This is a genomic window from Mesorhizobium sp. RSR380A (assembly GCF_054719385.1).
In genome coordinates, this window is sequence record NZ_JBTTIB010000001.1 from 1,599,939 (window position 1) to 1,612,661 (window position 12,723).

Sequence of the window (12,723 nt, forward strand, 5' to 3'; positions counted from 1 at the left end):
CGCCGCGATCCTCAGGAACCGCGCCGCCGTCTCCAGATCACCGCGCGCATAGTGAACCCGGGCGATCTTGAGGGCGACCAGCCCCCTCCCTGGTCTTTAGCGACGACAGTGGGATGCCACAGTCAGTCAGCTCGCGCAGCGCCAGCCGCCAGTCGAGAAAGCGGCGCACCGGCCTGGTGATGAAGCGATCATCAGAACGCACTGCCGAAACGTGGTAGATCATGACGGGATGCACGATCAGGGCAAGCGACGCCCTGCCCATCAGCCTGGACCAGAACAGCGTGTCCTCGTCATAGGCAAGCCCGGTCGGGAAGCGCGTGTCGCCGACGACCCGCCGGGAAACCAGCGCACTGCCCACGGCGATCGAGCGAATGTGACCTTCCAGATAGGCCGAGGCATTGGCTATACCGTCTTCTATGTAGCCGGCTGGAAGCTTGAGGTTCCGGTTCTCGCCATCGGTGCGCCGACGGTAGGCGCCGATCACCATGTCGGCGGCCGGTTGCTCCCCCGCCCGGACCAGCATCGACCGCAGCCCGCCCTCCAGATGCAAGTCGTCGGCGTCGATCAGGTAGATCCAGGAGCATTGCGCCTGCGCCAGCGCCACATTGCGGGAGCCGCCCGCGTCCCGGCAGCTGCTCTTGAGCACGCGCAACGGCAACGAGAATTGCGTGGCGGCATTCAGCGCGGCTTCTGCCGTCCCGTCCGAGGAGGAATCGTCGACCAGCAGCACCTCGCCGATAACCTCGGCTTCGGAACGAAGCGAGGCCAGCGTGGCCGCAATGGTTGCCGCCGCATTGTGCGCCGGGATGATGACACTGATTGCCGTCAATACCGAACTCCGCATCAGCATGCCTGCCGACCGATCCTCCCCGAAGTTTCGACCGAGCATAACGGGCATGGCCGTTGTTGAGAAGCTGTGCTTCGAGGCTGTCAGGCCTTCTCGAGCGCGACCGGGATGACGTCGACGGCCTGGTCGCCGACCTGGCCGCCGGTGGTTTTCAGCACGCCGACGATCGGAGCCACGTCGGAATAGTCGCGGCCATAGCCAACGGTGATGTGGTCGTTGCTGGCCCGCATGCCATTGGTCGGGTCGAATTCCTGCCAGCCGGCATCGCGCCCACACCACACCTTGACCCAGGCATGCATGGCATCGGCGCCTTCGAGCCGCGGCTTCCCTTTCGGTGGAATGGTGCGCAGGAAGCCGCTGACATAACCCGCAGGAATACCTAGACCGCGCAGGCCGGCGATCATGATGTGGGAGAAGTCCTGGCACACGCCCCGCTTCAAACGGAAGGCATCGCTGGCCCCGGTACGCACCGTGGTCGCTTCCCCGTCATAGGTGAAGTCGCGGTGGATGCGGTTGCACAGATCGATGGCCATGCCGACCGTCGAGCCGCCGGCGCTGTCGCGAGCATAGGCGGTGATCGCCGCATCGATGCCGGCATGATCGCTGGCGGCGAGAAAGTGATGCGGTGCATCCGGCGCCAGTGACCGTACGGCGCCGAGTTCTTCCCGCAGGCGCTGCAGATCGGGCGACACGTCGAGCCCAGGCTCCGGCCGTGACACCGACACGCGCGCGCTCATTCTGATGTCGAGCCCGTCATGGACGTCGCGAAAGGCGATCGCGGTGACATTGTTGCCGAAGAAATCGGCAAAATCCGTGCGCTCCGATGGGGTCGGCACAAACGAAAGCGAGGCCGCGATCACGCGCTGCACGCCGGCAATGGTCGGCGGCAATACACGCACCTGATGCCGGCTGCCACCGGCCGCGGCGTCATAATCGTAGCTGAGATGAAGCCTGATATCGTACAGCATGTTAACCGAAATACGCTTTAGCCAGGCTGCTATAGAGGTTGCCGATCTCAGTTGCGAGATCGTCCAGCACCTCCGCCGACATCTCCGATGGCTCCATGACGGCAATTGCCGTGTTGAGCTGCAGGATTTCCTTGGCCGCGACGGACATATGCCCCTCCGGCCCAACCGATGGCAACAGGCCGATCTCCGCCTTCAGCCGTTCGAGCTGGAACAGGATCGAGCGCGGGTTGAGTGGGTCGAGCGCCAAGAGGTCGATCACCGTGCGCCGTCCGGCCCGCACCGGATATTGCCGGCGGTGGGTCATGACGCTGTCACCGATCTCCAGCATCATGTCGAGCGAGCCGTCCGGCGCACCGGACCTTGTCAGTCGGGCTAGCGTACGGGCGATCTGGATGCCGCGCTCGATCCGCCGGCCGATCTCGAGGAAACGCCAGCCAGTGAAACGGTACATATTCTCGTGCAACAGGCCGGAAAAGCCGGCCAACTTGCGCAGCATGACCGTCATCGCCCGTGTCGCGTCGTCACCCGGCGCCACCGTGGTGGCGAACTGATGAATGGTCTTCGACAGGTCCTTCAGCGCCAGCCAGCCATCGGGCGAAAAGCGGTCGCGGATCTGTCCGGCGCTGTAGACGGCGCTGTCCAGCGTGCCGATCAATCCGGGCGGAATGGCCGCTTCGAGATCGATGCCGAAGGGTTCGAGATAGTCCCTTATATCGGCGAGCAGCAGCATGTCAGGATCGGACGTCTCGGCCAGCCGCACATGATACGCGCGCAGGATGCGAACCGTATCCTCCGAGCGCTCGATATAGCGGCCGAGCCAGGTCAGGTTTTCCGCCGCGCGGCTGGGCAGGCTGCCCGGCATGGTGCGGACGAAGCTGTCATGCTCCTGCGGCAGCAGCGTCTCGCGCTCGACCGACCGGTCGCTGACCACCCAGACGTCGGCCGCCTGGCCGCCGCGCTGCATGGCGATGGCCGTCGGGTCGAGCGAAAGGCCGACACGGGCGAAACCGCCCGGCATTACCGTCCAGCCATCGGGCGTGCGCGCGAGATAAACGCGCAGGCTTGCCGGCCGTGGCTCCAGCCAGCCGCCGACATAGACCGGCGTCGTCGACAGCGTCACCGCTTCCTGGCCGACGAAACCGCTGCCATCGCTCTCGATTCGCGCAATCAGCGCGATGCGTTCCTCCGGCGTCAGTGCCGAACCGAGCCTGGTCTGGCCGTCATCCTCGAAGGCCAGCCGCGTCGACAGCGCCGGACCGATCACCATGCGATCGATATTGGCAAGCACATGGGCCCGTTCGGTTGCTTGCCCGCACCACCAGGTGGCCACGCTTGGCAACAGAAGTTCTTCGCCGCGCAATGCGCGCGAAATCTTCGGCAGGAAGGCGAGCAGCGCCCGGGTTTCCATCAAGCCCGACCCCAGCGCATTGACCGTAGACACGGTGCCGCGGCGGATCGCCTCGACCAGCCCCGGCGTGCCGATATGCGAGTCCGACCTCAGTTCCAGCGGATCGGCAAAGGCGGCGTCGAGCCGCCGCCACAGCACGCTGATCGGCATCAGCCCGGAAACCGTGCGCACCATCAGCTTGCCGCCGGACACGGTCAGATCCTCGCCCTCGAGCAGCATGATGCCGAGATAGCGGGCGATATAGGCGTGCTCATAATAAGTCTCGTTGAGCGGCCCCGGCGTCAGAATGGCGACGCGGCCGTCATTCTCCTTCGCCATGCCGATCAGCGCATCGCGAAAGCGGCGGAAGAAACCGGCCAGGCGATGCACATGCATCTCGCCATAGACGTCGGACAAAGCCCGCGTCGTGGCGACGCGGTTTTCCAGCGCAAAGCCGGCGCCCGACGGCGCCTGCGTGCGGTCGCCCAGCACCCACCAGCTTCCATCCGGCCCACGGCCGAGCTCGAAGGCGCAAAAATGCAGGAAATGACCGCTGGCCGGCATGGTGCCGACGACGGGGCGCAAAAATTCGGGGCTCGCCGCAATCAGGCCTGCCGGCAGGATTCCCTTCTCGATCAGCCGGTTCGGGCCATAGATATCAGCGACTATCTCCTCGAAAAGGTCGGCGCGCTGGACGAGACCGGCGCTGATCCCGGCCCATTCCTTGTCTTCGATCAGCAGCGGGATATGCGCCAGCGGCCATTCGCGCTCATTGGCGCCGGCCTTGTCATAGACGCGGTAATAAACCCCGGCGTCGCGCAGATACTGGTCGGCACGGGCAAAGCGCTGGCCGAGCTTTTCCGGGCCCAGCTCCTCCAGCGCCTCGATGAAGGGCGCCCAGGCCGGACGCGGACGGCCCGAAGCATCGACCATCTCGTCGACGACGCCGTCAATCGGCTGGTAGTGCTCCAGCAGACTGTGCCTCAGCGGCTTGCCGCGGACCTTTTTCTGATTCCCCTTTGCCATCGCTGATCAGAGTCTTGCTGGCCGCCTGAGGTCAAGGGTCATGGGGAAGTCTTCAGAGGCTTCTTCATTGCGCACCACATAGGCCGACGGCGTATGGCCGCGCGGCTCGAAGCGGGCGAGACGCCGCGCCTCAGCCTCATTGCCGTTGACCGGGAAGGTGTCGTAGCTGCGCCCACCTGGATGCGCGACATGGTAGACGCAGCCGCCCACCGCCCGCCCCGACCAACGGTCGTAGATATCGAAGACGAGCGGCGTGTTGACCGGCAGCGCCGGGTGCAGGCCCGACGAAGGCTGCCAGGCCTTGAAGCGCACACCGGCCACCGCGACCTCGCGATTGTCGGTGACCTTCATCGGCACGATTCGGCCATTGCAGACAATGGCATGACGGTCCGGGTTGAGGCCTTCGGTCCTGACCTGCAGCCGTTCGACCGAGGAGTCGACGAAACGCACAGTGCCGCCGATGGCGCCTTGCTCACCCATCACATGCCACGGCTCCAGCGCCTGCCGCAGTTCCAGCTTGATGCCGGCATGCTGGACTTCGCCGCAGAACGGAAAGCGGAACTCCAGCTGGGCATCGAACCATTCCGGCCGGAATTCAAAACCGTTGAGCTTGAGGTCGTCGAGCATGTCGAGGAAATCCGCCCAGACATAATGCGGCAGCATGAAACGGTCATGGAGCGAGGTGCCCCAGCGCACGAAGCGGCCATCAAGCGGGTTCTTCCACGCACGGGCGATGATGGCGCGCACCAGCAATTGCTGCGCCAGCGACATGCGCGCATTGGGCGGCATCTCGAAACCGCGGAACTCGACAAGCCCAAGCCGGCCGGTCGGGCCATCGGGCGAAAACAGCTTGTCGATGCAGATTTCCGAGCGGTGCGTATTGCCGGTGACATCGGTCAACAGGTTGCGAAACAGTCGGTCGACCAGCCAAGGCAGCGGTGTGTTGCCCTGGCCCGGATGCGGCACCTGCGCCATCGCGATCTCGAGTTCGTAAAGCGAGTCGTGCCGCGCCTCGTCGAAGCGCGGCGCCTGGCTGGTCGGGCCGATGAACAGGCCGGAAAATAGATAGGACAGCGACGGGCGCCGCTGCCATTGTAGCACCAGGCTCTTCAACAGATCGGGCCGGCGCAGGAACGGGCTGTCATTGGGCGTTGCGCCGCCGACGACGACATGGTTGCCGCCGCCGGTACCGGTGTGGCGGCCATCGATCATGAACTTGTCGGCGCCAAGCCGTGTCTGCCGTGCTTCCTCGTAAATCGCCGTCGTCGTCGCCACGCAGTCCTGCCAGTTGGCAGCCGGATGGATGTTGACCTCGATGACGCCGGGATCGGGTGCCACCCTGATGACGTTGAGGCGCGGATCGTGCGGCGGTCCATAGCCTTCGATATGCACGGGAAGGCCGATCGCCTTGGCCGCGTTTTCTGCGGCTGCGACCAGTTCGAGATAATCTTCCAGCGCCTCGACCGGCGGCATGAATACGCACAGCCTGCCATCGCGCGGCTCGACCGAAAGTGCTGTACGCACAGCGCCGCCGATCTCGGTGATCTCCTGTTCGACCCTATCCTGCTGGCCGGTCGTCGCCGTGAAAGAAATCGCCTGCTGGCGTCGTGCCATCTCGTCGGCGCCTTCCAGCTCGGCCGGAGCCGGTTCTGGCAGTATGGCTTCCCGCGCCGGCAGCGGTCCACGCGGCAGCGACGGATCGACCGGCACAATATAGGGGAACTGCGCCGGCGGCACATAGGGCAGCGTGCCCAGCGGCAGGCGGTAACCGACAGGCGAATCGCCCGGCACCAGGAACAGCCGCCCGCGCCGTGTCTTCCACTTCTCCGAGCGCCAGCGCGGGTCCGAAGCCTGGCTGTTCCAGCGCTGCACCGGCAGCACGTAGCCGGACGGCCTGGTCAGCCCGCGCTCGAACACTTTCGCCATGCGGCTGCGCTCTTCCGGGTCTTCCAGCTTGGAGTTGGACGGATCGACATTGTCGGGCAGCTTGCCTTCCTTGAGCAGCCATTCGGCCGGGTCCTCATAGGCCTCGCTGACCATCGCCTTGTCGATGCCGAGTTCGCCGGCGATTGCCGTCAGCAGGTTTTCCGCCTGCTGCGGCCCGACCTTCGCATCGCTCTTTTCGTGTGCGATCAGCGACGGATCGCTCCACACCGGCTGGCCGTCGGTGCGCCAATACAGCGAGAAGGTCCAACGCGGCAGGCTCTCGCCCGGATACCATTTGCCCTGGCCGTAGTGGAGGAAGCCGCCCGGCGCGAAGCGTTCGCGCAATTTACGGATCAGCGCATCGGCCTTTTCGCGCTTGGTCGGGCCGACGGCGGCGGTGTTCCACTCGGCGGACTCGAAATCGTCGATGGAGACAAAGGTCGGCTCGCCGCCCATGGTCAGCCTGACGTCGCCCGCTTGAAGTGCGGCGTCGACCTTGTTGCCCAGCCCATCCAGCGCCTGCCAGCTTTCGTCCGAGAATGGCTTGGTGATGCGCGGATGTTCGGCGATGCGGTCGACACGCATGTCGAAGCCGAATTCGACATTGGCGAAGCTCGCCATGCCGGAAATGGGTGCGGCGTTGCGGAAATGCGGCGTGGCCGCCAGCGGCACATGGCTTTCGCCGGTGAGCAGGCCGGACGTCGGATCGAAGCCGATCCAGCCGGCGCCCGGCAGATAGACCTCGCACCAGGCGTGCAGGTCGGTGAAGTCTACGGCGGTCCCGGCTGGGCCATCGAGCGCGACCAGATCGGGCTTCAGCTGGATCAGATAGCCGGAGACGAAACGCGCGGCGAGGCCGAGATTCCTGAGGATTTGCACCAGCAGCCAGCTCGAATCCCGGCACGATCCCTTTTTCGCGGCCAGCGTTTCCTCCGGCGAGAACACGCCGGTTTCCATCCGCACGATATAAGCGATCTCCCGCTGCAGCCGCGCATTGAGGTCGACGACGAAATTGACGGTGTTGGTGGCGCTACGGTCGATGGTTGCGAGGAAAGCAGACAGCAGCGGCCCCGCCGGCTCCGGCGTGCGGTAGATGGCGAGATCGTCCCTGATGTCTTCGGGGTACTCGAACGGGAAGGTCTCGGCCGATGGCTCGACGAAGAAATCGAACGGATTGTAGATCGTCATGTCGGCGACGAGGTCGACCTCGATCTTCAATTCCGTCACCGGTTCCGGGAAGACGAAGCGGGCCAGGAAATTGCCGTAGGGGTCCTGCTGCAGATTGACGAAGTGGTTCGCCGGCCCGACCTTCAGCGAATGGCTGAGCACCTTGGTGCGGGAATGCGGTGCCGGCTGCAGCCTGATGACCTGGGGCCCGAGAACCACCGGCCGGTCATATTTGTAATGGGTCAGGTGGTAGACGGCTGCCAGTATTGCCATGGGGCCCCGGAGATCGGCGTTTCTTCAGCCGAACCCTGACACATCTATTGGCCATTCTCCAAGCAGAGATGTTGCGCTGCACCTAAATTAAGCAGCCGAAGCCGGCTACGCTGTGTCGAGATTCAGGTCAGGCCGAGTCGAAAATGGCTGATACCGAGAACCGGAGCAGAGCGTACTTTTGGTACGCGAGCACCGGAAGCGCAGGTATCGGCCATTTGCAGGCCGGCCTCACTTGAATTCGGCACAGCTTAGAAAAACGCCTGTATCCCCGTCTGAGCCCTGCCAAGGATCAGCGCATGCACGTCATGCGTGCCTTCATAGGTGTTGACCGTCTCCAGGTTCTGCGCGTGGCGCATGACGTGGTAGCCGATCTGGATGCCGTTGCCGCCATGCATGTCGCGGGCCTGGCGGGCGATGTCGAGCGCCTTGCCGCAATTGTTGCGCTTGACGATCGAGATCATCTCCGGTGCCATCTTGCCCTCGTCCATCAGCCTTCCGACCCGCAAGCTGGCCTGCAGGCCCAGCGCGATCTCGGTCTGCATGTCGGCGAGCTTCTTCTGGAACAGCTGCGTGCCGGCGAGCGGCTTGCCGAACTGCTTGCGGTCGAGGCCATATTGCCGCGCCCGGCGCCAGCAATCGTCGGCCGCGCCCATCGCGCCCCAGGAAATGCCGTAGCGCGCGCGGTTGAGGCAGCCGAACGGACCGCCGAGGCCCTTGGCGTTGGGCAGCAGCGCATCTTCGCCAACCTCGACGCCTTCCATCACCACTTCGCCGGTGATCGACGCGCGAAGGCTGAGCTTGCCGCCGATCTTCGGTGCCGAAAGCCCCTTCATGCCCTTTTCCAGCACGAAGCCGCGGATTTCGTCCTTGCCGTTGTCGCCCTTGAGCTTCGCCCAGACGACGAACACATCGGCGATCGGCGCGTTGGAGATCCACATTTTCGAGCCGGAAATCCTGTACCCGTTCGCGGTCTTCTCGGCCCGCGTCTTCATACCGCCGGGATCGGAACCCGCATCCGGTTCGGTCAGGCCGAAGCAGCCGATCCATTCGCCGGAGGCCAGCTTAGGTAGAAATTTCTTGCGCTGTTCTTCCGAGCCATAGGCATGGATCGGATACATCACCAGCGACGACTGCACGGACATCATCGAGCGGTAGCCGGAATCGACCCGCTCGACCTCGCGCGCCACCAACCCGTAGGTGACGTAATTGGCGCCGAGCCCGCCATATTCCTCGGGAATGGTGATGCCGAGCAGGCCGGCCTCGCCCATCTCACGAAAAATGCCGGCGTCGGTCTTTTCCTCGAGATAGGCCTCCTCGATGCGCGGCGCGAGCTTGTCGGCGGCAAAGGCGGCCGCGCCATCGCGCACCATGCGCTCATCCTCGGAAAGCTGGTTCTCGATCAGGAAGGGGTCTTCCCAGACGAACGCGTTCTTGTCGGCGGCCATGGCTTCGCTCTCTCCCAAAATCTTGAAGTGCTCGGGCTTATCCACCTCCGCTTCGGAAAAATCAAACAAAATTGCATCACAGATCAATGAGGTTTAGTAATGGATCATGAACGTCCAACGCCGGCTTTTACCCAGCACCAGCGCCCTTGCCGCCTTCGAGGCCGTGGCCCGCCTTGGCTCCTTCACCGCTGCCGCCCAGGAACTCGATTTGACCCAAGGGGCCGTCAGCCGCCAGATAGCACTTCTGGAGGAACAGTTCGGCCGCCGGCTGTTCGAGCGCGACAGCCGCAATGTTCGGCTGTCCACGGCGGGCGAAATCTATGCCGAAGCCGTGCGGGCGGCACTCGGGCAATTGCGCGACGCCGCGCTCGGATTGATGAGCAATCGGCATAGCGGCATGCTGAACCTCGCCATACTGCCGACCTTCGGCACGCGCTGGCTGATGCCGCTGATCCCGGATTTCGTCGCAGAAAACCCTGACATCACCATCAACTTTGTCACCCGCATCGGCCGCTTCGACTTCGCCCGCGAGCGGCTCGACGCCGCCATCCATCATGGCCAGCCCGACTGGCCGGACGCCGACTCCACGCTTCTGATGCGCGAGACCGTAATGCCGGTGGTCTCGCCAGACTTCCTTGCCAGCCGCGATATCACCACGGCGGCCGACATCAGCCGCCTGCCGCTGCTGCACATGGCGACGCGTCCCGGGGCCTGGGGCGAATGGTTCGAGGAACAGGGCTTGAGCGCACCGATCGGACCCGGCATGCAGTTCGAGCAATTCGGCACCGTTGCCCAAGCCTGCATGGCGGGGCTTGGCGTCGCGCTCCTGCCGCAAGTTCTTATCGCCGGCGAATTGCAGCGCGGTCAGCTCGTGCAGGCGCCGGGACAGCCGATGCAAAGCCGCAGCGCCTACTACCTCGTCGTCCCGAACGACAAGCGCGGCCACCCGCCCGTCGTCAGCTTTCGCGACTGGCTGCTGGGCCAGGTTGAGAAGGAACCGGCCGTTCTGGCCTGGTAGCTACTTCCGCTTCATCGGCTCGGTTTCCGGCTGGAAGCGCAGCGTTTTTGCGACTTGCGTTCGGCAACTTTCGCATCGAGCTTGCTTTTGATCCGGGCGAAAGCCTGGTCTCCATCGACCGAACTGCCACTCGCCATGCCCCCGTCCCAAAGACGCCCCAACTCTTGGACACTCACTTTCTCGAAACTTGCCATATCGCGCGTATCTCCACACAAGGATGGTAGATAACGCTCTAGCGATTGCAAGGAACCATTCGAGGCTACTTCCGCTTCAAGGCATCGGCCAGCGCCGCACCAAACGCGCCTTGCTGTGCCGGTCCTTCCGGCTGACGCTGCGGCATCGGCGAAGGTTGCGCTGGCTTGCCGCCGCCATTGTCGCGCGGCCCCTTCGGCGTCCCGCCCTCGCCGCCGTCCTTGCGCATGGACAGCGCGATGCGCTTGCGCTTGATGTCGACATCGACGACCCGCACCTTCACCACATCGCCCGCCTTCACCACCTCATGCGCGTCCTTGATGAAACGATCGGCCAGTTGCGAGACATGCACCAGCCCGTCCTGGTGCACGCCGATATCGACGAAGGCGCCGAAGGCCGCGACATTGGTGACGGTGCCTTCGAGAAGCATGCCGGGCTTCAGATCCTTGATATCGTCGACGCCGTCGGCAAAGGTCGCCGTCTTGAAGCCGGGGCGCGGGTCGCGGCCGGGCTTTTCCAGCTCCGCAATGATGTCGCGCACCGTCGGCAGGCCGAACCGTTCGTCAACGAAGACGCGCGGATCGAGCGCCTTGAGCGCGGCACTGTCTCCCATCAGCGAGCGCACATCGCGACCGCAGGCAGCGACGATCTTCTTGGCCACGCCATAGGCTTCCGGATGGACGGACGAGGCGTCGAGCGGCTCGCTGCCATTGGCAATGCGGAGGAAGCCTGCGGACTGTTCGAACGCGCGCGGGCCGAGCCGCGCTACCTTGAGCAGTTCCTTGCGGCTGGCGAACGGCCCGGTCGCATCGCGATGCGCGACAATGGCATCGGCAAGCGACGCGCCCAGGCCTGACACGCGGGCCAAGAGCGGCGCCGAGGCGGTGTTGAGATCGACGCCGACAGCATTCACCGCGTCCTCCACCACCGCCTCCAGCGAGCGGCCAAGCCGGTACTGGTCGACATCATGCTGGTACTGGCCAACGCCGATCGATTTCGGCTCGATCTTGACCAGTTCGGCGAGCGGGTCCTGCAGGCGCCTGGCGATCGACACCGCACCGCGCAGCGACACGTCGAGCCCGGGAAACTCAGCCGCCGCTGTCGCGGAGGCCGAATAGACCGAGGCGCCGGCTTCGCTGACGATCACCTTGAGCGGCTTTGGCCCACCATCTGAAGGCATGTCGGACAGCATGTCGGCGACCAGCTTTTCAGTCTCGCGGCTGCCGGTGCCGTTGCCAATCGAGATCAGCTCGACCTTGTGCAGGCGGATGAGCTTGGCGAGCTCCGCCTGTGTGCCGCGCACATCGTTCCGCGGCGGAAATGGATAGACCGTCGTCGTCGCCAGCACCTTGCCGGTGCCATCTACCACCGCGACCTTGACGCCGGTGCGGATGCCGGGATCGAGCCCCATGGTCGGACGCGATCCTGCGGGCGCTGCCAGCAGCAAATCCTTGAGGTTGCGTGCAAAGACATGGATCGCCTCTTCCTCCGCCCGCTCGCGCAGGTCACGCATCAAATCGAGCGTCAGGTGCAGCGAAAGCTTGATCCGCCAGGTCCAGCCGGCGACTTCCATCAGCCAGCGGTCGCCCGGCAGGCTGCCGCCGATGGCGTAGGCATTGGCGATCATCCGCTCGACCGGCTTCACCGGCGAGGCATGGTCGGCATCGACCTCGATGTCGAGCGACAACACCTCTTCGTTGCGGCCGCGCAGCATGGCCAGCGCACGGTGGCTCGGAACATTTGCCCAACGCTCGACATGGTCGAAATAGTCGGAGAATTTCGCCCCGGCCTCCTGCTTGCCGTCGACGACACGGGCACGCATGAAAGCGCGCTCCTTCATGTAGGTTCGCAATTTGCCGACCAGATCGGCATTTTCCGCAAACTGTTCCGACAGGATGTCGCGTGCGCCTTCCAGTGCGGCCTTGGCGTCGGCCACATCCTCGGTCACATAAGCCAGCGCCGCCTCGGCGGGCACCAACGACCGGTTGGCCAAAATAGCCTCCGCCAATGGCCCCAGCCCGCGCTCCCGGGCGATCTCGGCCTTGGTGCGGCGCTTGGGCTTGTAGGGCAGGTAGATGTCTTCCAGTTCAGCCTTGGTGGCGGCAGCCACAATTTTGGCCTCAAGTTCGTCGGTCAGCTTGCCCTGCTCGCGAATCGAACCAAGGATCGTATCGCGCCGCGCATCGAGCTCGCGCAGATAGGCCAGCCGCTCGGCAAGGTCGCGCAATTGCGTGTCGTCGAGCCCGCCGGTGACCTCCTTGCGGTAGCGCGCCACGAACGGCACCGTCGCGCCCTCATCGAGCAGCCCTATAGCTGCCGATGCCTGCTCCGGCCGCGCCCCGATCTCTGCCGCGATGATGGATGCGATGCGTTTGCTGTCTGCTGCCATGCTGGTCCCTGTCGCAAAGAGCGGCGACCATAGGCGCTGATGTCCGTCCCGCCAACCGCAGTGTTCTCAAGCGTCAAAGAGGTCC

General features: G+C 64.5%; 8 protein-coding genes. 1 reads left to right on the forward strand and 7 read right to left on the reverse strand.

Features of this window, described 5'->3' with window-relative positions:
• Nucleotides 1-37: 37 nt before the first annotated feature.
• From ACYG9Z_RS07720 to ACYG9Z_RS07740, 5 genes are all read right to left on the reverse strand, one after another.
• Nucleotides 38-829, reverse strand: a complete 792-nt coding sequence (locus tag ACYG9Z_RS07720) for a glycosyltransferase family 2 protein (RefSeq protein WP_245259845.1) — start codon at nt 827-829, stop codon at nt 38-40.
• A gap of 101 nt (nt 830-930) precedes the next feature.
• Nucleotides 931-1,815, reverse strand: a complete 885-nt coding sequence (locus ACYG9Z_RS07725; RefSeq protein WP_023683456.1) for a transglutaminase family protein — start codon at nt 1,813-1,815, stop codon at nt 931-933.
• A 1-nt stretch (nt 1,816) separates the two neighbouring features.
• Complete coding sequence (locus tag ACYG9Z_RS07730) at nt 1,817-4,228, reverse strand: circularly permuted type 2 ATP-grasp protein (RefSeq protein WP_023728357.1); 2,412 nt, start codon at nt 4,226-4,228, stop codon at nt 1,817-1,819.
• Between the two features lie 6 nt (nt 4,229-4,234).
• The gene (locus ACYG9Z_RS07735; RefSeq protein ID WP_023751297.1) at nt 4,235-7,594 is read right to left on the reverse strand and encodes a transglutaminase family protein; all 3,360 of its coding nucleotides are present in this window, start codon (nt 7,592-7,594) and stop codon (nt 4,235-4,237) included.
• Nucleotides 7,595-7,842: 248 nt separating this feature from the next.
• Nucleotides 7,843-9,039: an acyl-CoA dehydrogenase gene (locus tag ACYG9Z_RS07740; RefSeq protein WP_023751298.1), complete on the reverse strand. Its 1,197-nt coding sequence runs from the start codon at nt 9,037-9,039 to the stop codon at nt 7,843-7,845.
• 106 nt (nt 9,040-9,145) lie between these two features.
• Between ACYG9Z_RS07740 and ACYG9Z_RS07745 the strand changes: the two genes are divergently transcribed.
• The gene (locus ACYG9Z_RS07745; protein WP_286439811.1) at nt 9,146-10,057 is read left to right on the forward strand and encodes a LysR family transcriptional regulator; all 912 of its coding nucleotides are present in this window, start codon (nt 9,146-9,148) and stop codon (nt 10,055-10,057) included.
• 11 nt (nt 10,058-10,068) lie between these two features.
• Here ACYG9Z_RS07745 and ACYG9Z_RS07750 read toward each other — a convergent pair whose 3' ends face one another.
• Nucleotides 10,069-10,251, reverse strand: coding sequence for a hypothetical protein (locus tag ACYG9Z_RS07750; RefSeq protein WP_023714001.1), 183 nt, complete (start codon nt 10,249-10,251; stop codon nt 10,069-10,071).
• Between the two features lie 65 nt (nt 10,252-10,316).
• A complete protein-coding gene (locus ACYG9Z_RS07755; protein WP_023751300.1) occupies nt 10,317-12,638 on the reverse strand; it encodes a Tex family protein in 2,322 nt (773 codons plus the stop codon).
• Nucleotides 12,639-12,723: the final 85 nt, after the last annotated feature.